Origin of the sequence: Chitinophaga polysaccharea (assembly GCF_007829335.1) — a bacterium.
In the GTDB taxonomy this organism is placed as follows: Bacteria; Bacteroidota; Bacteroidia; order Chitinophagales; family Chitinophagaceae; genus Chitinophaga; species Chitinophaga polysaccharea_B.
Window position 1 is genome coordinate 124,009 of record NZ_VIWO01000009.1, and the last position, 22,607, is coordinate 146,615.

Annotated in this window: 23 protein-coding genes, 1 tRNA gene and 1 riboswitch; of the genes, 18 read left to right on the top strand and 6 right to left on the bottom strand. The window is 43.5% G+C overall.

Annotated elements, in window-relative coordinates:
* The first annotated feature begins 8 nt into the window (after positions 1-8).
* Both FHW36_RS25285 and FHW36_RS25290 read left to right on the top strand, forming a co-directional pair.
* Positions 9-1,133 carry a SusE domain-containing protein gene (locus tag FHW36_RS25285; protein WP_145673299.1) on the top strand — a complete coding sequence of 375 codons (1,125 nt, stop codon included), beginning with the start codon at positions 9-11 and terminating at the stop codon, positions 1,131-1,133.
* 8 nt (positions 1,134-1,141) lie between these two features.
* On the top strand, positions 1,142-2,287 hold the full coding sequence (locus tag FHW36_RS25290; protein WP_145673302.1) for a glycoside hydrolase family 76 protein: 1,146 nt from the start codon (positions 1,142-1,144) through the stop codon (positions 2,285-2,287).
* Between the two features lie 74 nt (positions 2,288-2,361).
* Here the strand turns inward: FHW36_RS25290 and FHW36_RS25295 are convergent, their stop codons facing one another.
* The gene (locus FHW36_RS25295) at positions 2,362-3,417 is read right to left on the bottom strand and encodes an AOC03_06830 family ribosome hibernation factor (protein ID WP_145673304.1); all 1,056 of its coding nucleotides are present in this window, start codon (positions 3,415-3,417) and stop codon (positions 2,362-2,364) included.
* A 234-nt stretch (positions 3,418-3,651) separates the two neighbouring features.
* Here FHW36_RS25295 and FHW36_RS25300 point away from each other — a divergent pair, with 234 nt between their 5' ends.
* The gene (locus FHW36_RS25300; protein ID WP_145673306.1) at positions 3,652-4,062 is read left to right on the top strand and encodes a carbohydrate-binding protein; all 411 of its coding nucleotides are present in this window, start codon (positions 3,652-3,654) and stop codon (positions 4,060-4,062) included.
* A gap of 94 nt (positions 4,063-4,156) precedes the next feature.
* A tRNA-Leu gene (locus FHW36_RS25305) sits at positions 4,157-4,240 on the top strand.
* A gap of 211 nt (positions 4,241-4,451) precedes the next feature.
* Here the strand turns inward: FHW36_RS25305 and FHW36_RS25310 are convergent.
* Both FHW36_RS25310 and FHW36_RS25315 read right to left on the bottom strand, forming a co-directional pair.
* On the bottom strand, positions 4,452-4,877 hold the full coding sequence (locus FHW36_RS25310; protein WP_145673307.1) for a universal stress protein: 426 nt from the start codon (positions 4,875-4,877) through the stop codon (positions 4,452-4,454).
* A gap of 12 nt (positions 4,878-4,889) precedes the next feature.
* The gene (locus tag FHW36_RS25315; RefSeq protein ID WP_186452593.1) at positions 4,890-6,731 is read right to left on the bottom strand and encodes a heavy metal translocating P-type ATPase; all 1,842 of its coding nucleotides are present in this window, start codon (positions 6,729-6,731) and stop codon (positions 4,890-4,892) included.
* Positions 6,732-7,077: 346 nt separating this feature from the next.
* A riboswitch (cobalamin riboswitch) is annotated at positions 7,078-7,287 on the top strand.
* A 105-nt stretch (positions 7,288-7,392) separates the two neighbouring features.
* Between FHW36_RS25315 and FHW36_RS25320 the strand changes: the two genes are divergently transcribed.
* The 8 genes from FHW36_RS25320 to cobC all read left to right on the top strand — a co-directional run bounded on the left by FHW36_RS25320 (position 7,393) and on the right by cobC (position 14,795).
* Positions 7,393-9,570, top strand: a complete 2,178-nt coding sequence (locus FHW36_RS25320; RefSeq protein WP_145673310.1) for a TonB-dependent receptor — start codon at positions 7,393-7,395, stop codon at positions 9,568-9,570.
* Positions 9,571-9,662: 92 nt separating this feature from the next.
* Positions 9,663-10,241, top strand: coding sequence for a DUF6580 family putative transport protein (locus FHW36_RS25325; RefSeq protein ID WP_145673312.1), 579 nt, complete (start codon positions 9,663-9,665; stop codon positions 10,239-10,241).
* A complete protein-coding gene (locus FHW36_RS25330; RefSeq protein WP_145673314.1) occupies positions 10,242-10,922 on the top strand; it encodes a Dph6-related ATP pyrophosphatase in 681 nt (226 codons plus the stop codon).
* Entirely contained in the window at positions 10,919-11,854 is a 936-nt protein-coding gene (locus FHW36_RS25335) for an ABC transporter substrate-binding protein (RefSeq protein ID WP_246121227.1), read from the top strand. Before FHW36_RS25330 ends, FHW36_RS25335 begins: the two co-directional genes overlap by 4 nt.
* Before the next feature lie 225 nt (positions 11,855-12,079).
* The gene (gene cobU, locus FHW36_RS25340; RefSeq protein ID WP_145673316.1) at positions 12,080-12,601 is read left to right on the top strand and encodes a bifunctional adenosylcobinamide kinase/adenosylcobinamide-phosphate guanylyltransferase; all 522 of its coding nucleotides are present in this window, start codon (positions 12,080-12,082) and stop codon (positions 12,599-12,601) included.
* Entirely contained in the window at positions 12,588-13,301 is a 714-nt protein-coding gene (locus tag FHW36_RS25345) for a Dph6-related ATP pyrophosphatase (protein ID WP_145673318.1), read from the top strand. The genes cobU and FHW36_RS25345 overlap by 14 nt, the downstream gene beginning before the upstream one ends.
* Before the next feature lie 121 nt (positions 13,302-13,422).
* A complete protein-coding gene (locus FHW36_RS25350; protein ID WP_262713404.1) occupies positions 13,423-14,211 on the top strand; it encodes an adenosylcobinamide-GDP ribazoletransferase in 789 nt (262 codons plus the stop codon).
* The gene (gene cobC, locus FHW36_RS25355; protein WP_145673319.1) at positions 14,196-14,795 is read left to right on the top strand and encodes an alpha-ribazole phosphatase; all 600 of its coding nucleotides are present in this window, start codon (positions 14,196-14,198) and stop codon (positions 14,793-14,795) included. Before FHW36_RS25350 ends, cobC begins: the two co-directional genes overlap by 16 nt.
* A 120-nt stretch (positions 14,796-14,915) precedes the next feature.
* Here cobC and FHW36_RS25360 read toward each other — a convergent pair whose 3' ends face one another.
* Complete coding sequence (locus FHW36_RS25360) at positions 14,916-15,677, bottom strand: DUF5995 family protein (protein WP_145673321.1); 762 nt, start codon at positions 15,675-15,677, stop codon at positions 14,916-14,918.
* 179 nt (positions 15,678-15,856) lie between these two features.
* Here FHW36_RS25360 and FHW36_RS25365 point away from each other — a divergent pair, with 179 nt between their 5' ends.
* Entirely contained in the window at positions 15,857-17,383 is a 1,527-nt protein-coding gene (locus tag FHW36_RS25365) for a serine hydrolase domain-containing protein (RefSeq protein WP_145673323.1), read from the top strand.
* Between the two features lie 135 nt (positions 17,384-17,518).
* Here the strand turns inward: FHW36_RS25365 and FHW36_RS25370 are convergent, their stop codons facing one another.
* The gene (locus FHW36_RS25370) at positions 17,519-17,971 is read right to left on the bottom strand and encodes a hypothetical protein (RefSeq protein WP_145673324.1); all 453 of its coding nucleotides are present in this window, start codon (positions 17,969-17,971) and stop codon (positions 17,519-17,521) included.
* 364 nt (positions 17,972-18,335) lie between these two features.
* Between FHW36_RS25370 and FHW36_RS25375 the strand changes: the two genes are divergently transcribed.
* From FHW36_RS25375 to FHW36_RS25395, 5 genes are all read left to right on the top strand, one after another.
* Positions 18,336-19,157, top strand: a complete 822-nt coding sequence (locus tag FHW36_RS25375; RefSeq protein ID WP_145673326.1) for an alpha/beta fold hydrolase — start codon at positions 18,336-18,338, stop codon at positions 19,155-19,157.
* A gap of 160 nt (positions 19,158-19,317) precedes the next feature.
* Complete coding sequence (locus FHW36_RS25380; RefSeq protein ID WP_145673328.1) at positions 19,318-20,043, top strand: pirin family protein; 726 nt, start codon at positions 19,318-19,320, stop codon at positions 20,041-20,043.
* A gap of 9 nt (positions 20,044-20,052) precedes the next feature.
* Positions 20,053-20,364, top strand: coding sequence for a hypothetical protein (locus FHW36_RS25385; RefSeq protein ID WP_145673329.1), 312 nt, complete (start codon positions 20,053-20,055; stop codon positions 20,362-20,364).
* Positions 20,365-20,374: 10 nt separating this feature from the next.
* Entirely contained in the window at positions 20,375-21,310 is a 936-nt protein-coding gene (locus FHW36_RS25390; RefSeq protein ID WP_145673331.1) for a ring-cleaving dioxygenase, read from the top strand.
* A gap of 7 nt (positions 21,311-21,317) precedes the next feature.
* On the top strand, positions 21,318-21,935 hold the full coding sequence (locus FHW36_RS25395; protein ID WP_145673333.1) for an alpha/beta hydrolase: 618 nt from the start codon (positions 21,318-21,320) through the stop codon (positions 21,933-21,935).
* Between the two features lie 3 nt (positions 21,936-21,938).
* Here the strand turns inward: FHW36_RS25395 and FHW36_RS25400 are convergent, their stop codons facing one another.
* Positions 21,939-22,520 carry a Crp/Fnr family transcriptional regulator gene (locus FHW36_RS25400; protein ID WP_145673334.1) on the bottom strand — a complete coding sequence of 194 codons (582 nt, stop codon included), beginning with the start codon at positions 22,518-22,520 and terminating at the stop codon, positions 21,939-21,941.
* Positions 22,521-22,607 lie beyond the last annotated feature (87 nt).

Sequence of the window (22,607 nt, forward strand, 5' to 3'; positions counted from 1 at the left end):
GTAATCATATGCAAAAATATTTAATCATTATACTGAGTGTTTTATTGTTCAGCTGTAAGAGAGATGATTATTCACTCAATACCAATCTGCAGCCAGTGCCTAAGCTCACAGCGCCGCTGGACAACAAGTACATTAAGCTGCAACCCACTACCAGTGCTACCGTGAGTTTTGAATGGGACCAGGCCCGCGCGGAAGATGGTTCGCTGGTGATGTACGAGGTGGCTTTTGATAAAGCCGATGGAGATTTTTCATCGCCGGTGGCTAAATATTCATCAGATGGGGGCGGGGTACAAAACAGGCTGACTTTATCGCATAAAGACCTGAATAGTATCGCGGGCAAAGCGGGTATTGCTTCGCTGGCTACCGGTAAGCTGAAATGGACGGTGCTGGCTTCCAAAGGCTATAACATCCAGAAAGCGGCGGAGTCGAAAACGATAGAAGTAGAAAGGCCCAATGGTTTTGCGGAAATTCCTACGGATGTATATCTCACCGGGGAGGCCACAGAAGCGGGCGCCGATTTATCAAAGGCATTGAAGCTGAAGTCTACCGCGCCGGGAGTATACGAAATTTACACTTCTCTCAAAAATGGTAAATATCATTTCACCAACCGGAATACCGGTACGCCGAGCACTTATTCCGTAATGGGTACGGCTGTAAAAGAAGGTGGCGAAAGCGAACAAACTGCTGGTACCAAAGTATATCGTTTGCGCCTGGATTTCAACAATGCCGCTGCTACCGTTACCGAGATCACTTCTATTGGTCTTTGGTTTGCGCCGCTGAACAAGTTCCTGTTTGAAATCAGTTATGCCGGCAACAGCACCTGGAGCATCAAGAGCCAGCTGATCACGTTTAAGCAGGAATCGTGGGGCCGCGATGAGCGCTATAAGTTCCGTATAGCCGTTAAAGATAGCGATGGCAATGCCGGCGATGAATGGATAGGGAGTTCCAATGCAGATAACAGTCGCCCTACCAGCGCTACGCCGCTGAGCTACTGGGAATTGAAGCCTATCAGCAACAATGACCAGTGGAACTATTGCTACAAATTTGCCACCGAAGCAGATACCAAGAACTGTGATATTAATGTATACTTCACGGCGGATAAGAATTACACCCACGAAGTGATCGTTAAATAAAAGTAACTATGAAGCTTATACGATATTCAATGCTATTATTGTCCTTTGCTTATGCTGCGTGTTTGAAAGAGCCGGTAGATGATGGTCCGGGTCCTGGAGCGGGCAAAGCCCGGTATGTATACAACTGGCCGCAGATAGCTGATTCCTCCCTGCAGGGGCTGACCAGCAATTTCTGGAACCAGGAGAAGTATTTTAACCAAAACAGTAGTGGCGGCACTACTTTTAATTACTGGCCCAATGCGCATGCGCTGGATGTGCTAACGGACGCCTATATACGTAAAAATGATCCGGCTATTAAATCACGCATGGATGATTTGCTGGCGGGTATGAAAGTGAAGAATGGTGGTACTTATATCAACTATTTCTATGATGATATGGAGTGGATGACGCTGGCCTGTTTGCGCGCCTTTGAAGCTACCGGTGATACCCGTTACAAAGACGTGGCGGTACTGCTCTGGAATGATATCAAAGGCGGTTGGGATGATGTATGGGGCGGTGGTATACACTGGAATAAGGACAAATCGAAAAACTACAAAAATACGCCGGCCAATGCGCCTGCCTGTATCATTGCTTGCCGGATGTACGCTGTTACGCAAAATGCAGATGACATTGCCTGGGCTAAGAAGATCTACGACTGGGAGAAAAGCACCCTGGTAGATCCTGCGAGTGGCCTGGTATGGGATGGTATTAACCAGGATGGCAGCGGGCAGGTGACCAAGAACTGGAACTTTACCTATAACCAGGGCGTGTATATAGGTGCCGGGGTGGAGTTGTACAAGTTAACCGGCCAGAATATCTACCTTAACGACGCCATGAAAACGGCCAACAACACTTTAGGGGGCGGATTTACCAATGCCAATATCCTGAAAGATGAAGGGGGCGGAGATGGTGGTTTATTTAAAGGGGTATTGGTGCGTTACCTGATGTTGCTGATCACCGATGGAAGCGTCAGCAGCACCGACGCGGCCAAGTTTGCGGCTTTCCTGCAGTTGAATGCAGAAACGCTGTGGTTGAAGGGAACTACCCGCCCGCAGGTACTCTTTAATAAAGACTGGACGACCCAGGCGGCCAGCAGCGACTTGACTACGCAGTTGAGCGGGGCGATGCTGATAGAGGCGGCGGCTAAACTGAAGGACATGGGGCTTATCAAATAGCTGTATTCAGTGCTATAGTAAACGAGGCCCGCAACAGCATTTGTTGCGGGCCTCGTTGTTTTTATATATGCAAATCAGGAAAAGCGGGTAATGAGGGCGATGCCCTGGTAGGCGTTGAGTGTGTTTTCCTCCATGAATACCACTTTACCATTTTTCTGGAGCAGGGTATCTATGATCACCAGGGTCACGTCTTCACCGTCGGATGTACCAGACAGGCTGATGGTATCGTTATGAATATTGCCGGGTTGGAAGTATGTTTTTTCTATGTACAGGGTATCTGCGGTGCCGGTATTGGCGGCACGGTAGATATCGTTGAGGTCTACCAGCAGTTTTTGTGTAGATTGAGCGTTGGCGATAGCTTCCAGGGCGGCAGTTTCTTTATCAGCCATATGTTGCAGTATCAGTGGAAAAGTTGCCCGCAGGATTTCATAATGGGTGCTGTGATCGTAGCTGCCGGGGGCAGTACGTAAGACGATATTTTTGATATCCATTTCTTCCTGGAAGTGGGCAACGCTTTTATTGTCTCCTAAAAGAATTACCGGCAGGGGATTTTCGTAATAATACTTTTTGAAGCGTTTATCCGCTGTATTGAAAAATTCTCTCTGCAGGTCATCGACGAGGTCGGCCTGTTGTAATCTCATGGGGTCGGTGGTGTGGTAATTGTTCTCATAAGGGAAATCATTGTTGTTGACTTCTCTTATCAACGTATCATTGTATGCTTCCAGGAGCCTGATTTTCTGACGTCCGATGGTGAGGATGTAATAGTGTTCCAGTTGCTGTAAGGCTTTGAGCAAGGGGCGTATTTCGTAACGGTCGCCTATTACTACGCGGTCGGTGGCCGGGACAGGGAGTTTGATTACCTGTGCGTGGCCGGCATTAGCGAAAATGACCAGGCTATCGAGGTTATAGTTGTGATCAATATCAGCCTCCGCGGCTTTAATTTTATCCAGCAGGGGCCATACTTCACGTTTATCGTAGGTATCGTACAACCTGTTTTCAGCTTCCGTTACCAGTTTTTTAAGATGTATTATATCCTGTCTGTTGTCTGGGAATGTTCTATGGGTGGATAATATGATAGTGACGGCAGGTGCGCCACGATATTGGCTTAATGAAACGAGTGTTTCTTCCATGGCTTCCGTTTTTTATGTTTAACAAGCGACTTTCTTAACAGGCTAAAGGTATGACGGAATGGGAAGGGGCATGCTGACCTGTGTCATTGGAAGGGCTGATTTTGATCAGCGGGTGTTATTATTTTGCTATGATATTACATAATTCCTTAATTTTATGATATTTATTATTAATTTATCGCGCTGGTAGTAATCATACCGGTACGTATATAAAGAGAAGACACCTATCCTATCCCTATGAGGCTGATGTTATTGCTGCTTTTTGCTTTTGTGCCATTGTCTGCCATTGGACAGACGGCGGCGCCAGCGCCAGCGGCAAAGAAGGGGAACAGGGCCACGGAATTCCAGATGAAAGAGGGGAGCTACCTGAGTTTTGCGCAGGTAAACCTGAGCCTGGGGGAAATAGGTTTCCGGGTAGAGGTAGCTTCGGAGCACAAAAAGAGCAATGCGCGGTTAGAATTTCGGATCGACAAGCCCAAAGGGAAAATTATAGGCACCCTGGAGATTCCTTATACCGGTGATAGCACCTATGCGTTGAAATTAACCGGTAACCTGCGTCACGCCGAAGGAGTGCACGACCTGTACCTGGTAGCTCGTGGAGCAATGCCTTTTAGTATTACCTCCTTTGGGTTTATTTATAATTATTAGTATATCCTTTCACGTTAGTTTGAAAAAAAGTTGATATTTTTTTGGAGAAAAGAAATGACTGCTTATATTTGCACTCCCTGACACGAAATCAGTTGCCCAGATGGCGAAATTGGTAGACGCACTGTGTTCAGGTCGCAGCGCCTGCAAGGGTGTGCTGGTTCGAATCCAGTTCTGGGCACTAAAGTGGACAAATCAAGATTACGCTTGGTTTGTCCATTTTTATTTGGAATCTTTTTTAAGTTAGACAGCGTGTAAGAATAAGTTGATACTGACAATTTCAATTTGTCTGATTCAATAGTAACTAATACAATTTAGTCCACCCGCTTTTTAATGTGGGTGCTATCCAATTAATTGTCTATAGGCAATTGGAGACTGTTATCCAACTTATTTCATTTTACTTTTGCAGATATTACTAATACCGGTACTGTAGCATGTCTGATTACATGTTCTGCTACACTTCCCATTAAGAGATGGTTTAATCCAGTGCGTCCGTGTGTTCCTATCACAATCATATTTGCGTCCCATTCATTGGCAAGTTTAATGATAGTTTTAGCTGGATTGCCAACCTCCGTAAAAATCCATATGTCTTTATTGGAGAGTTTTCGTTTCAGTCTTTCCAGAATTTCCTTGCCTTCTTCTTTATAAGTATTTATTAGATCGGAAGTTGTATACCCTCCCTCACCTGTTGTAATTTCAGTATCTACAACATACACCAAAGCAACCTCAGTTGCTGCTTCTTTTGCCAATTCGTAGCCTTTTTGAGCAATTTTCTCGGATAAAACACCTCCATCAATAGCAATAAGAATTTTTTTCATTTTATTTGGTTATTATGGTTTTCTTATAGTAAATAATCTAAGCGTATTTAGTAATACAAGAACCGAACTTACCTGGTGAATTACAGCGCTTCCCAGAATAGTTATAATGCCAGCAACTGACAGGCATGCAGCCGTTACGTGAATAACGGTAGCCAGATATAAATCTAATCGAATAATATGCAGCACTTTTTTCGACATTAGGAGCGTATAAGGTAAAACCTCAATATTATCATTTAACAGTACTACTTTGGCGGAATTTAACGTGATATCGGTTCCGCGAAGTCCCATAGCTATTCCTACATTTGACTCGGACAATGCTGGAGCATCATTAATGCCATCTCCAATCATAATTACCTTTTCACCATTTGACTTAAATTCCTGTATGTATTTGATTTTATCTTGTGGCAGTGTTTCTGCATAAAAGCGAGTAATTCCAACGTCGTGCGCTACTTTTTCTGCGATGATTTTATTGTCACCGGTGAGCATTGTAAGTTTCATCTGCATGTTCTTAAGCGCAGCCATTGTTTCCTTTATGTGATCTCTCAATTGATCAGCAAGAAAAATGACACCAGCGAGGGATTCATCAACAATTACAAAAATTGCTGTACTCCTTTCAGACTCACTTTCTTTAATGGTGTTTTGGACTTCAAAAGGTATCATAAATCCTTCTTCCTGTATTAAATGCAGACTGCCAATCAATACTCTTTTGCCCTTACATATTCCTTGTAAGCCTTTACCTTTTATAATTTCTATGTGATCAACCGGTGAGAATGAAATATTCAAAGTGGTTGCTTTCTGTATAAAAGCACGTGATAGGGGATGTTCTGAATATTTTTCCACGCTGGCAGAAAGTTCCAATAAAGAAGTTTCGCTGAATGTCTTATCAAGTATGATGATTTTGTTGATTTCTGGTGCACCCATTGTTAAAGTTCCCGTCTTATCAAATACAATTGAGTCAATCCGCGTAAGATTCTCAAGTGCTTCTCCCGTTTTAACCATGATACCATTTTTTGCAAGTTTACTAATCCCAATAGTAGTAGCTACGGGAACAATTATGGCAAAAACAACCGGTACTAGTGCTATCCAGAAGGCCAAAGCCTGTAATAGATTTCTAGTGGATACATAAATTAATATTGTGCCAATGAGTGCTACAGCACTATTAATAAAAGCAAATTTAGTAGTGAATCTGGAAAGTTGAGTGCTATGACTTTGAGCTTCCTCAACCAGTTTATGAATTTGTGCCAGTGTAGAACTTTCGCTTGTATTGACAACCTGCATTTCAAGGGAATTATTCTGATTTATGGAACCCGCAACCAAATGATCGCCCTTTTTTTTAGTGATTAAGCGGGATTCCCCCGTTATTACAGATTCATCCAACATTGCTTCATCAGAAAGTAAAATTCCATCTACAGGAATGCTGCCACCTGCTTTTACAATCAAAGTATCATCCTTCCTGATGTCCTTAATTTTTATTTCCCGAATTTCGTCTGTTTTTAAAAATGCACTGTCTGGCAAGGATCGAGATATTTCCTTTACGGACTGTTCTACTTTCCATAGAATATATTCTTTGAAAATATTGCCCAAAATTATCACCAACATAAAAACACAGGCAATCCAAAATTCCTTTACATAAAAAAGAATGACGATGGTTGCAAGAACTGGAATGCCTAAATCTATTTTTTTTAATTTGAATGAATGGGTAATTTCTTTAATAAGAGGTAGCGTGCCTACAACCCCGCCAAGTATAAAGATAAGGGTTCGCCATTGTGACGAAATCTGTATAAAGATGTTAATTAATAACACCATGCTAACAACAATGGCGGCCGGTAACAAAAAGCGTTTTATCTTTTGCATGGTGAGGTATTTGAAATATATTATTTTTTCACTATACAAAATTAGCATGTACCTAAATATATACATAAAATATCAATTAATGTTGTCTTTCATTTGCGCTAACATAAGCACTATCCATTAAACGTTTTATGCCCTTTCCCTGTTGGGAGTACAGATAGTTCCACTGCCTGAACAGTTAATAATTTCTGCCTACCTGGAATGCTGCATCCTGTTTTTGATCAGATATTATCACAAGAGAATTGTCCCAGTTTTTTTCATCATTTCTTTAAAGAGATCCCTTTGCACCATTTTAGGCTGCTCCCTCCAAAATCATCCAACAATAATAGTTTATTGAAGGAATTTTCTATATTTGCGCTGCATTTATGGTTCTTATTACCGCTACAAACGGTTAAAAGATTAAAAGGGAACCCCGTTTAAATCGGGGGCTATTCCCGTAACTGTGAGCTCTTTCAGCACAAGCTGAAAAGTGCATTCTTAAAAAGCCACTGTTCGTTTTATCGGATGGGAAGGTAGCACAAGAGCAAGCCAGGAGACCTGCCTAAATGTCTACAGATTCAATGCTTCGGGTAAAAGCTACGAATGGACACTGACAGCCTGCACATTGGCAATATATTATCCATTCCTCCTTTTGCTCCTTTCATTAATACTTTTAAAAACTAAAATGAAAAAGGAGAAAAGTAAAATTACGGCCTTATTGGCCGGCAGTGCGGCGTTGCTGTTTGCACAGTGTGTATCGGCGCAACAGCGGGACACGTTATCCAAATCCCTTAAAGAAGTAGTGGTGGCTGCCACACGGAGTGAAAAAGATCCCAAAGATATTGGCAGAAGCATCACCCTAATCTCCAGCGAACAAATTGCCAATTCGGGAGCGAATAGGATGGCAGAGCTCCTGTCTCAACAGGAAGGAATTTTTGTTGTGGGTACAGGACAAAATCCGGGACAACTGCAAAGCATTTTCACCAGGGGGGCCAACAGCAATCAAACCATTATTTTAGTGGACGGTGTAAAAATAACTGATCCCACGTCTACTGATAATGCCGCCGATCTTTCGGAGTTGTCGTTGATGAATATTGAAAGAATAGAAATTGTGCGAGGCTCCCAAAGCACCCTTTATGGTTCATCAGCTATCGGGGGAGTGATCAATATCATCACCAAAACCCAACAAGCACCCGGGCTTCATATTGATGCCGAAGCAAAAGCAGGTACCTTTGGCGCCGGGACTTTTTTATCAGGAGAAAACGTCTTTTTAAATTATACTGCGAAAAGTGGCTTTTATATTAATGCAGGGGCCAGCAATACCAATGTAAACGGACTGGACGCCACGGTGGATACCGTGACCAATGTCAATGATTACAAGCATAACCACCGCGACCGGGATGGATTCAGCAAACTGGACCTGGTTGGAAAAGTTGGATTTAAAAATGAGAAATGGGATATTTTTGCTTCCTATAAAAATGTGAATCAAAGAGCGGATTTAGATAAAGGAGCTTATACCGACGACGATAACTACACCTCCCGGTTTAAGAGAAACCTTACTACCTACGGAGCAGCTTATACTATCAATAACAAACTCAAGGTGGCCTATACAGGCGGCTTAACTGATTTAAAGCGGGTGTTTGTCGACGATTCATCTGTAATCAATACGGCAGGGCAATATGATGGCAACTATTATACCGGTACCTACAAAGGTTTAGTATCGAATAATGAGTTGCAGGTAAACCTCCAGTTAAAAGGCTTCAGCGCTGTAATCGGCGGCGGATTGAGTGATGAAAAAATGACTTTCAGTACCTACTATTATTCGAATAATAATGGTGTGTATGAGTCGAAATCAGATCTCGATTCTTTGCATATTCATGTGAAGACCATTAACCAGTTTGCACATATCGATCTTGATGGAAGTATTATCAATGACCGGTATAAGGCTTTTGCCATTGGCCTCGGGATAAGAAATACCAGGCACGATCTGTTTGGCAATAACCTGACTTATCAGATTAATCCTTCGTTCAAGGTATCTGAACATGCCTTGTTGTTTGCCTCTTATTCGACCGGGTTCAATGCACCATCTCTTTACCAGCTTTATTCACCCGAAAAAGATCCGACTTCCGGAATTACCAGGGGCAACAAAACGCTGAAACCCGAAGTATCACAATCATGGGAATTTGGTTTTAAACAACAGGTGGATGACCATATCAGCTACAGCATTTCCTACTTTAAAACAGTGGTGACCAACAGTATCGACTACGTCTATTTATGGGATAAAACAAAAAAAACTGACGCGCTGGGATATATGGATTATCACGGTGACACTTATCTGAATATTGGCAAACAAACCAACCAGGGTATAGAAATCTCCATCCGTTCAAAAATGTCCAGTAAGTTGACCGTATTTGCCAACCTGAGTCTTATCAGCGGGAAGCTGGAGTATAATCCGTCGAGCATTGACACTGCGCACACACAGGGCAGCCAGGTGCAACTATTTTCCAACGGTGCTTTCATCAATAAAGAAGTTGAAAACATTGGTTTGGTAAGAAGACCCAGCACGGCTAATGCCGGCTTAATTTACCAGCCCGGTGAAAAAATTTCTTTAGGTATGAATCTCAAATATGTAGGTCCACGCAGTGATATTTATTACAATTCAGCATCCGGCCCGTTTGGTGCGTTGGCCACCAAAGGAGTGGGTGACTATTCACTGTTGGACGTTCTTGTCAAATACAATGTTATCAGCTCTCTTTCTACCACGTTACGTGTTGAAAACATTTTTGATGTTAAGTATAGTGAAATCTACGGTTATACCACCCGTGGCAGAGGGTTTTATTTAAGCTTACGCTACCATCTGTAACGGATATATTTGCACCAGTAACCGAGAAGCCGGGGCCATGCAATCCAGGATTGGCGCTGAGGCTATATCAAAACCAAACTAAATCAGATAAAATGAACACGAGTAAATCTCTCAATTTCAGATTCAGCGCATTGCTGCTTATCACGGTAGGGCTGGCCCTTACACGTTTGTTCAATGCTTCATGTGCAACGCCTTTGGCTAATTTCACTCCGATTGGTTCGATGGCCTTGTTTGGCGGGCACTATTTTTCTGAAAAATGGAAAGCCTACCTGCTTCCATTAATGACCCTGTGGATCAGCGATCTGTTCCTGAATTATTTCGTATACTATCACAAGCTCGTATTTTTTTATGATGGATTTTACTGGACTTATGGTGCATTTGCATTAGCCACCTTGATTGGGTCTCTCATTAAAAAAGTTAACTTTAGAAATGTAATAATGGCGGCAGTTGCCGCTGCATTGGTACATTGGATCATTACAGATTTTGGTGTCTGGATGGAGGGCCGCTTATATCCCAAAACAGCAACAGGCCTCATTGCCTGTTACGTGGCAGCTATCCCGTATATGAAGAATATGCTGGCAGGGAATTTATTGTTCTCAGCCATTTCATTCGGATTGTTTGAATGGGCACAGCAAAAATATCCGCGACTTCAGTTAATAAGCGTTCAATAAATGCACAAGGCTGTTGTACTATGGACAGGAGGAAAAGATTGTAATCTTGCTTTATACCAGGCGAAGGTGATGGGCTACGAAATTGTTTCGCTCATCACTTTTGCAATGGAGAATGCCCGGTTTCGTGCCCATTCGATAAAAATCATTGAAGCGCAATCTATTGCGCTTGGCATTCCCCATACCATCATCCATCTTCAGGAACCATACAAGGAAGCTTATGAGGAAGCAATCATAGGAATAAGGGACCAATATCAAATTGATACTATTGTTACCGGTGATATTGCAGAAGTACATGGTAATACGAACTGGATTACGGAGCGCAGCAAACCTGCCGGCGTAAATGTGCTGATTCCACTTTGGCATGCTGAAAGGCAGCAAGTACTGCATCAACTCTTTTCTGCCGGCTTTAAAGTGATCTTTTCCTGTGTCAAAGAACCCTGGTTTGGCCCCGGTTGGCTCGGCAGGGAGTTAAACAGGGATATCGTTACGGAACTGAATAAGATACATGAATTAACAGATCTTGATATTTGCGGAGAGCAGGGAGAATATCATACACTTGTACTTGACGGGCCTTTGTATAAAAAAGAAATAACCATTGATTCATTCACCCCGCAAAAAGAAGAGGTAATCCGGTTTATGGACATCATTGGAATCTCTTTGCAGGAAAAACAATCAACATGATGCAAAACAAAATAAAAGTCTGTTCATTTCTGCCGGCCGCAACCAGTATGATTTATCAAATGGGCCTGGAGGAGTTTCTTTGTGGAGTCACCTTTGAATGTCACTCCGACAAACCAAAAGTAGTCCGTTCCTACCTAGAAGACAATAACTTTTCGAGTGAAGAAATAGAGCGTATTGTTTCGGAAACAAAGCAAATGGGGAAGAGTCTTTACTATGTAGATGAAGAGCTGCTGCAGGAAATAGCTCCCGATGTTATTTTCACCCAGGATGTTTGTGATGTTTGCCAGATCGGTACCAGCTATGCAGAGCGTGCCATTTATAAGCTAAAGAAACGGCCATTGGTCATCCCGCTGATACCACGCAATCTGAATGACGTTTATGATAATGCCATTACTATTGCCCATGCCATGGAGCAAGAAGAGGCAGCTTATCAGCTGCTTGCTGCATTGAAGAAGCGTACTGATAAAATAATGGATACATTACGCAAGCACAATGCTCCTTTAAAGCGGGTAATGATCATGGAATGGCTGAACCCTATATATAATTGCGGCCATTGGATTCCCTACCAGATTGCACAGGCAGGTGGGGTAGACATGTTGTCCAATCCTTCAGGATACTCCATCATTACTGCATGGGATAAGATAGTACGATATAACCCGGAAGTATTGGTGGTAGCGCCTTGCGGATTCAATATAGAAAGAGCAGCAACAGAAATAAATCAATTAACGGCACTTGAAGGATGGAATGAATTGTTGGCCGTAAAAAACAATGCTGTATACCTGGCAGACGCAGATTTATTTACTTGTCCGAGTACGCGCCTGGTAGACGGAATTGAACTGCTGGCCTCTTTGTTTCATCCGGAGCTACTCCCCATGCAGGAACAATATACGCATAAATATGCACCACTCAAAACAAAGGTGTATGAGCATTAGTTCTAATGAAAGACAAAAAAAATGTCCGCAATGCGGTACGTTTTTCACTTGCTGCATCGAAAAGTGCTGGTGTTCCGAGCTGCCGCAAATAATGAAGATCTCAGAAAAAGGAGATTGCTTTTGCCCAGATTGTCTGAAAGCAATTATCCAGGAAAAGATCGATCAGGCTGAAGCCCGGAAGCAGCAGTAATAATTTATTTCCTAATAATTTTTAAAGATATCATAATGATCTATCTGATAACAGGAGGTGAACGTTCAGGCAAAAGCTCCTATGCACAGCGGCTTGCACTGGAATTATCCTCCTCCCCGGTATATGTAGCAACCGCCAGAAGATGGGACAGCGATTTCGAAAAAAGAATTGAACGCCACCAGGGGGAAAGAGACGAGCGATGGACAAGCATCGAAGAAGAGAAGGAGTTGGGTAATCTGGAATTAGGCAACAGGGTGGTAGTAATTGATTGCGTGACCTTATGGCTAACAAATTTTTTTGTGGACACAAAAAACAACATTGAAGAGTCGTTGTTACAGGCGAAAGCAGTATTTGAAAAAATAAAATCCATCGATGGAACTTTTATTTTCATCACCAATGAAATCGGGATGGGAGTTCACGCTGGAACAGAGGTAGGAAGAAAGTTTGTAGAGCTGCAGGGCTGGATGAATCAATACCTTGCCCAAAATGCACATGAAGTCATTTTAATGGTTTCCGGGATCCCCGTAAAAATAAAAACAAGCCATGAACAAGCCTAAAGCCATATTTTGCTGGAGCGGAGGGAAGGATTCTGCTTACTGCCTGCATAAAGTGTTGTCCGAAAATTTATATGATGTACAGTACCTGCTTACTACTGTTAATGATACATTCAAACGCGTATCTATGCACGGAGTAAGGGAAGAACTGCTGGAAAAGCAAGCCGAATCAATAGGAATACCCTTACTCAAAGTAAAAGTATCTGAGGGTACCAACAGTGAATACGAAAAGCAAATGGAGACTATTTTGCGTACCGTTCAATCTGAAGGCATTCAGCACGTAATTTTCGGAGATATATTTTTAGAAGACCTGAGAATATATCGTGAGAAAAACCTGGAGAAAATAGGTATGCAGGCCGTTTTTCCTATCTGGAAATCAGATACCCGCTGGCTCATTAATGATTTTATTGCACAGGGATTCAAAACCGTTACCTGCTGCACCAACGACGGCTATCTCGGGGAAGAATGGGTAGGTAAAGAGATTGATCCGTTATTTGTGGAACAATTGCCCGGCAATGTAGATCCCTGTGGAGAAAATGGCGAATTTCATACTTTCTGCTATGAGGGTGCTATATTCAAAAAGAAGATCCGTTTCAGCACAGGAGAAAAAATTTATAAGGCGATAGAGGTGAAGACCGATAATATTTGCGTTTCTTCATCAAATACAAAAGGGTTTTGGTTTTGCGATTTGATCCCCGCATAGAAAACACCCTTTATACTTATGCAAACGCTGTATGATAAGTTAAAATCGAGACGTGATACGCTTAAATGAGATAATGAATTTCGAAGCCGCCCGGAGTTAATAATAAAGGAAATAACGTCTAATGATAAAGAAAGAGCTAAGAATATTTTTTACAGCGTTGATGTTTTATACACGCATCCCCTGTCCAAAATGGGTAGACCACTCTGCTTCCTATCTGAATCAATCGACCCGCTATTTTCCTTTGATTGGCTGGATAGTCGGTTTACTTTGTTTCGCGGTATACTATGGGGTAAGTTGTTTATTCCCCGCTGATATTTCGGTAATTATTTCAATGGTAACCGGAATATTTGTTACCGGAGCTTTTCATGAAGATGGATTTGCTGATGTTTGCGATGGGTTCGGAGGTGGATGGACCAAACAGAAAATCCTGGACATCATGAAGGATAGCCGTGTGGGAGCCTTTGGAGTAATTGGTTTGATACTATTGTTCCTCCTGAAATTTACCTTGTTACTGCACATCGCACAAAATGGAAATATTGCTCCAGCTACCTTACTTGCGCTCTTCATTGCTGCCCATTCGTTAAGTCGTTTGGCCGCTATTTCAATTGTATTTACACATCAATATGCCCGGGAGAGCGATAGCAGTAAAATAAAACCTGTTGCCGAAAAATATACCTGGAAGGAAATATCAGGGGCCTTCTTTTTCGGACTTGCGCCTTTGATATATCTGGCGTTGTACCATTATCAAATTATGTACGCACTGATACCGGTATTCATCTTCCGGTTTTTACTGGCACGCTATTTTGATAAATGGATTGGAGGATATACCGGCGACTGTTTGGGAGCCACGCAACAGGTAGGTGAGATAGTATTTTATTTATCCGTTATTGGAATATGGAAATTTATTTGATACGGCACACAGAAACTATTCTGCCTAAAGGGATCTGTTATGGCCAAACAGATGTTTCCTTACAGGAGCCTTTCCTGGATCAATTCAGCAAAATCATATCACACGTTAGTCCTTCAAATGCCCTGGTCTATTCCAGCCCTTTAAAGCGGTGCGCTTTGCTTGCCGATGCATTCAGCAGCTACAATGGGCAATATTCGCAAGTTATTACCGACAACCGCTTGATGGAAATTAATTTTGGCAGTTGGGAAATGAAGCAATGGGACGAAATCAGTCAGCAGGAACTAAATAAGTGGATGGCAGATTTTGTAAACGAAAAACCATTGGGAGGAGAGTGTTTCCGGGATATGGACCAGAGGGTTAAAGGCTTTTTTGATGAAAAAATATTTTCCGGCACGGAAGAAAATAATACCATAGTAATCGTCACCCACGCCGGGGTTATCCGTTCCATACTTTGCCAGGTACTTGAAATACCACTGCAAAATGCCTTTAGCATTCAGATTGATTATGGCAGCATTACTAAAATCAGGATTGATAAAAAATCCTGTTTCCAGAGTATAGGATATATCAACCAAGTCGTTAGATAGTGCCTCTCTTGTTAAGGAGAGCAAGTATTGATCATTGAGGGAATGAGGATGCAATGTCCCGGGTTGCGGGTTATGGGCCGCTTTTATTCTGGTGCGTAGCGTACCGGCGCTGCCAGAACATTATAACTTAAACCCTTTCAAATCCTTCTTATACGGCTTTTTAAAGTCGTTCAGCATGTCAATAATATAACTCACTTTTTTACATTCGAATAAATGTATAAGCCAGACGCCGATTTTCAGGAAACCTTTGTTCTTAATCAGGCTGCTCCCCAGCTCCGCGATTTCATTATCGCGCCGGACAATAAAATCATCGTATGCGTTGCCTTTTTTCAACGCCAGTTCCTCTGCAAAACACCAGGAACCATCCCTGGCGTTGCCGAGACTGAATTGCACCAGCATTGAGTTTGACTTGGTGCCTCTAAAACCCAGTATCGACATAAAAGGGGACAACACGTTCAGCTGGTTGATAACCCCATAGGTAAGGGAAGCGAGAATCAGGTTGATATTATTGTAATCCGTTCTCATACTATCCAGGTCGCCATTGGATACTTCACAGGTAGCAATGCCCAGGTCGAGATTGATATGGGCATTCATTCCCAGTAACAGATGCTGTAGTATTAAATAGGAACGTTTCTTTATGGCATTGAAGGCTACCTCCCAGGATCCGGTGACCGGCTTTCCCTGCTGCCACTGATCAAACGCATAAAAATACCGGTTCGCGAACTGAACATCCAGCCGGGTAATATTTTTCCCATCGCCAAACTGGCCAGCTGCAATGCCTTCCTTTACTTTCAATGTCACTTTGTAATACAGGGCGGCGAAATAACCGCTACGATCTTCATGCTTGATGGCGTTGCTGATAATATCTTCCAGCTTTGCCAAAACCTCATCTAAAGTTTTTGCTACTATTGGGGTTGAAGACATTTGCACTTGTTTTTGGTTGTTGTGGCAATATTACAAATAAAAGAGCTATATTCAATTTGGCTAATCAAATGCTAACCTAAGATTTCCTGGAGTACCATGCCGCCGGGAAATTTTTTATCTTAAAAGCATCTCTATATATGCACCACGTCCATTGTAAAAGGATTACTTTATGGCTACTCTTCCTGTTTAAAGCAGCGTTGACTTTTTCTCAAACAACCAAGGCTCCAGAGATCCCCGGTGAAACATTTTCGTTTTCCACACCCGAAGATGAAGGGTTCTCTTCTAAGGGCTTAAGCGAGATATTCACTTATGTGAAAGAAAACAAATTAAATATTCACAGCCTTTTAATTATACGGAATAAGAAGATCGTACTGGACACCTATTTTTATCCGTTTCAACCAGGTTTGCGGCATGACGTAGCCTCTTGCACAAAATCGGTAACATCCCTGCTTATCGGTATAGCCATAGATAAGGGCTATATCAAAAGTGAGGATCAATTAGTGACATCATTTTTCCCGGAAATCAGATTAACGGCTAAGGGCTTTGAAACACTATCCATCAAAGACCTGCTTACGATGAAATCGGGCTTTGATTGCGGCTTTTCAAATGAAGATAGCCTATTCCATAAATTATTTCCATCCGACAATTGGCCAAAATTTATTTTCAATGTTCCTTTTGTAACTAATCCCGGCCAGCAATTCTCCTATTGCAGTTGCAATTATTACCTGCTGGGGGAAATTATTTACCGGGCAACCAGGTTATCCCCGGAAAATTTTGCTAAAAAATATCTCTTCAATGATTTGGGAATAAAGTCAGTTTATTGGTCGAAAAATAAACAGGGCATTCATTACGGTTGGGGGGACCTCGCCTTGCAGCCAATTGATCTCGCTAAAATTGGCCAACTATTGTTAGACGGCGGCAAATGGAATAGTAAGTCAATTATTTCCACAGACTGGATAAGGAAAGCCAAGTCCATGAACACCCTATTTCCAAACGGAAACGGCTACGGTTATGGTTTTTGGATCGACAAAGATCATAGCTACAATGCAGAGGGCAGGGGCACACAGCGATTACATATCGATTCCATACACAACGCCCTTGTTGTGGTTACGGCAGGAGGGCTTGACGACGATCAGAAAGAACGGATTGGTGATATGATTGGTAATTCATTTCACCCGGATAAAAAATTGCCCGGTGATCCGGTTGCCTTTAATAACCTGAAAAAACTGGAGCTTCAAGCGGCAAAAACGGTGATTGATTCGCCTAAGTACATTTCCAACGCTGCTGACAAAGGGAAGTTGTTTAATAAAACAATTATTTTCCCCGCCAATAGTTTAGTCGTAGAAAGCGCTAAAATTATATCTAAGGAAGGGAACTTATCCCTTATGTTAAAGCAAACCGGGGAACAAGCCGTTACCTATCCTTTAGGAGTTGGTACTGCCTATAAATTTTACCTGGACGCTGGTTCCGGTCATCTGTATGCGTTAAGAGGATATTGGAAAACCGCCAATGAATTTGAAATTGAGTTTAATATGCTGTCAAAGATTAATAAATACCTGGTTGATTTTAAAATGGGAGATAATGGAAGCGAGGTTTCGATTAAGGAAGGGACGCATAAAACTAACGAGGTGTTTCCGGTGTCTGTGGCCAACCTCCATGAATAAATCCCCATTTGTGCTACTGGGATGTAGGCACATTTCCGTATATCCCTTTACGTTTTTTGAAAAGGAGCCAGGGGAGATCGTATGCACTGAAACAGTGAAATCAATTCGCAAAAAACTAAACGCCTGACACGTGCGTTATCTTTGCATATTCCCCTGTACCGGGGCATACATAGGTGCATAAAAAGGAGAATAACCATAGTAGCTACCCCTGCTCACCCCCACACTACCAGAAATAGAAAATGTTCTGTCATTGCTGATATACATGACGCCTATTTTTGCATCAGGATAGGCGGCAAAGTGGTTAGGCTGCATCATGCCATTGCTTTTGTCCACAGGCTGATAAGGTATGCTATTGTAACGGAAGATGGAAGGTGTTGCCGATATGCTTCCGAAGGCAAACAGGTTATTGGTTAACTGACGGTTAATCTGCCATGACAGGGGTACCGACAAGAAGGAACCACTCCCTCCTTTAAAGGCTACAAAACCAGTGGAAACGCCGGCATATTTTGTTACAAACCACTTCTTATACACATGGTTGGTATCGCTCGCCTGTTGAGTTAGTTTAGAGGCAGATTCGGTTCGGTTCATAGCACCGAAAGAGGGATCTGTCTGTGCCTTTGCGGCCACACACCACATTAAAACTGTAGCAAAAAGGACGTTCCGTAACATATGGATAAAGATAAGCATCCTTTTTTTATTAAAATGCTAATAGTATCATAATATGCGGAATCGCCCCCGGGTGTATAGGGAGGCTTATTCGTCATCACGCTTTCTCCGTACGATTATTAACCTAGATTAATCCCGGTTCTTAATATAGGTTATTGGTGATAATTATTGAAAGCAGGAGTTTTGTCTCGTCATTCAACACTACTGGTAGAGAACGACTACAACTATTCATTCGTTAAGCAGGAAACCAGGCTAATTTATTAACTATCACTTAAACTCAAAAAACATGAACAAGATCACTGTTAAAGACGGCACCGAAATTTATTACAAAGATTGGGGAACCGGTCAACCCATTGTTTTCCATCATGGCTGGCCATTATCCAGCGATGACTGGGACGCTCAAATGATTTTTTTCCTGAATCAGGGCTTCAGGGTGATCGCTTTCGATCGCAGAGGCCATGGAAGATCCAGTCAAACAGCTATCGGGCATGATATGGATACCTATGCATCAGATGTGGCGGAGCTGGTAAAAGCGCTTGATTTGAAAAATGCGGTGCATATCGGGCATTCCACCGGTGGAGGTGAAGTGATCCGTTATGTAGCAAAACATGGAAAGGGCCGGGTGGCTAAGGCTGTGCTGGTGAGCGCTGTTACGCCGATCATGGTAAAGAACGAAAACAATCCCGATGGTGTGCCATTGTCTGTATTCGATGAAATCCGTGCTAATACGGCCACTCACCGTCAGCAGTATTTCCAGGACTTTACCATTCCATTTTACGGTTACAACCGGGAAGGGGCTAAGAAATCACAAGGTATCATGGACAACTGGTGGCGTCAGGGCATGATGGGAGCCATCAAGGCACATTACGACTGTATTAAGGCTTTCTCTGAAACAGACTTTACAGAAGATCTTAAAAGCGTTGATATTCCTGTATTGGTTATGCATGGTGAGGATGACCAGATCGTACCCATCGCTACTACCGGCGTGAAGGCAGCCAAATTGCTGAAAAATGGCCGTTTAATTACCTATCCGGGTTTCCCGCACGGAATGCCCACTACAGAAGCGGCTACCATCAATGCAGACCTGCTGGCTTTTATTAAAGAATAACCATTAAGCTGATCATTTACAATCAATGGCCGGGAGTTATTCCAGGCCATTGTTTTTTGAACGTACCCGAAATCTTAATATAGATTAACCCGGTTTCTTAACCTGGTTCATAGGCAAATGAGGCCATATAACGGAACTTTGTTTTATAAATATAAAGGCGATGGCACAGTATATTTTTCATAAAGCAGACACCCGCGGGCATGATCATCATGACTGGCTGGATAGTCAGAAAACATTCAGTTTTGGCGATTATTACAATCCCAGGAGAATGGGTTTTGGCGCACTGAGGGTGCTGAATGACGACACGCTGCCTGGCGGCAAAGGATTTGGGCGGCATCCGCACGATAATATGGAAATTATCAGTATCCCGTTGAAAGGAAGCCTCCGGCATGAGGATTCGGCCGGAAACAAGGCCATAGCAGCAGCAGGAACCATCCAGGTAATGCACGCCGGCAGCGGCCTGTTTCATAGTGAATATAATAACAGCAGCGACGAGGCAGCCGAATTTCTCCAGATCTGGGTCTATCCCGAAGACCTGAATACGCCACCGAGATATACGTTGGGAGAGCTGCCGCCTCCGGCAGAAAGAAATCGGCTGCATACGTTTATCGGGCCCGATAGTCCCAACGGGATTGCTATTCGCAAAGATGTATGGTTCAGCATCGGGTATTTCGATTACGGCGTTTCGTTTAGTTATCCCGTACGTCAGCCAGGCAATGGCGTGTATGCTTTCGTCATAGATGGACGCTTATCTGTCGATGGGAAAGAACTTTCAGCCAGGGACGGACTGGGCATATGGGAGTCGGAGCGTATCGAAGTAAAAGGACTGAGTGAGGATGCCCGCCTGTTGATAATGGAGGTACCCATGATCATTAAACCGCAATAATTTATTGCTATGAACAATCACTTAAAACTGCTCGCTGTTGGATACGATCCTGCTATTATGCAGGTGGTAGAGCGGCTGCTTAATAGCCACACCGGCTGGCATGGTGTTATTGCACTTACCAGGGAAGAAGGGCTGGAAAAATTGCTCAACGAAAACTATGACGCCCTGTTGCTTTGCGTAGGCGTAAGCGCCGACGATGAGGAGGCATTTCACAGGGTAGTCAACAACCATCATCTGTCAACCATCATTATAAGACATTACGGGGGCGGCAGTGGACTGCTGGAAAATGAACTGCGTGCCGCACTCGATCATCAACAATAAAAGTACAACTATGGAAAAACAAATACTGGGTCTTCACCATATTACCGCTATTGCGGGTGATGCCCAACGCAACTATGATTTTTATACCGGTGTACTTGGACTCAGAATGGTGAAGAAGACCGTTAACTTTGATGATCCGGGGACTTACCATTTCTACTATGGTGATGAGCATGGCACTCCCGGTACCATCCTCACTTTTTTCCCGTGGGGAAATATTGCTTCCGGTCGCGCAGGGACAGGTATGGCGACTGAAATAACTTATGCCGTACCAGAAGGTAGCCTGGATGCGTGGAAAGAACGGTTGTCCCGCTTTAAAGTGCCTTTCTCCGAAATAAAAGAACACTTCGGCGAGCCCTATCTTTCTTTCACAGATCCCGATGGACTTAATATCAACCTGGTGGTGCCCAAAACTCCGGATACCAGGGCGCCCTGGCAAACAAACGAGGTAAAGGCAGACATAGCAACAAGAGGTTTCCATAGTACTACCTTATCCCTGAAGGAAATAGATGCCACCGCGAGCGTGCTGACAGACATATTCGGTTATCGCCTGCTGGCCCAGGAAGGAAACCGTTACCGCTTTATCACCGATACGGTGCAACAGGCAGGTATCATCGATTTACTGGCATTGCCGGAAGGACAGCGTGGTTTAAGCGGCGCGGGTATCAATCACCATGTGGCTTTCCGGGTTGCTAACGATACTATCCAGATGGAATACCAGGAAAAGGTGTTAAGCAAAGGACTGCAAATCACGCCTAAAATTGACCGGGATTATTTTTTCTCTTTATATTTCAGAGAACCAGGCGGTGTATTGTTTGAAATCGCGACAGACAACCCCGGCTTTACAGTAGACGAGCCGCTTGACAAACTGGGCATGAGTCTCAGATTGCCCAAACAGTATGAGCCAGCCAGGGGCGAGATTGAAAAAGTATTACCAGTATTAAAATAACGGTGACATGCATAAAGAAAATATCATCACGGCCGGAACGCCAGTAGCAATCGCTTCGAAGGCATTGATCATGCTACATGGCAGGGGGGCGTCGGCAGAAGATATCCTGTCGCTGGCGCAGTGGTTTCCTGTTGGCGACTATGCGCTGTTGGCGCCACAGGCAACCAACCATACCTGGTATCCGCAGTCGTTCCTTGCGCCGCCGGCGGAGAATGAGCCCTGGCTTTCTTCTGCGCTAAGCCTGCTGAAAAGCACGACGGATAAGTTGCTGCAACAGGGCATTGCGCCGGAGCATATTTACTTCCTCGGCTTTTCCCAGGGCGCTTGTCTTACGCTCGAATTTATTGCCAGGAACGCGGCAAGATATGGCGGCGCTGTGGCTTTCACCGGTGGCCTGATTGGCGACCGGGTATATTCTGAAAACTACAATGGAGCGTTTGATGGCATGCCTGTCTTCATCGGTAGTTCCAATCCCGATTTCCATGTGCCTGTGCAACGGGTACATGAATCCACCGCCATCTTACAAAAGATGGGCGCCCGCGTAACGGAAAAGATCTATGACAATATGGGACATACGATCATCGAAGATGAGATCAGGCAAGCCAATGAACTGATATTTAGTTAGCTGCTATTTCTTTTTGTGCATGGTGCTTCTCACTTTGCTCAAAAATTCCGGCGATACCCCCAGGTAACGGGCTATCTGGTTCTGCGGTACACGTTGCACCACCTGGGGGTATTTTTCGAGAAAAGCGACATACCGCTGTTCTGCGGTCTGTGAAACAAGGCTGTGGACGCGCTTCTGCAATGCAAAGAGCGATCGCTGTATCAGCAGCCGGAACAACGTCTCAAACTTGGGTATTTTTTCGTACAGCGCCGCCTTGCTCTTATGGTCAATGACCAGCAGTTCGCAATCTTCCAGCGATTCGATGAACATATTGGAAGGCGTCTGTTCCGTAAAACTGTAGGGATCACTTACCCACCAGTCTTCTATGGCAAAGGAAAGTATTGTTTCTGTGCCATCATCACTCAGGTAATAGGTGCGGATGCAACCTTTTACGATGTACGCTTCAAAGTCGCATATCTCGCCATCCTGCAGGAGATAAGTGCGTTTCCTCACCCGCCTGAATTTGAGCAGGGAATGAAAGAGCTGTCGCTCTTCCGGCGTCAGCGATATGATACGGTCTACGAATTGATCGATCTGTTCAAACATAGTCTGTTAAAGATAGGTTATTAGTACTTTTGCGCTTTGCCATTCCCGGTAAATACGCGACACCCTATAGCCAAACCATATACCTGA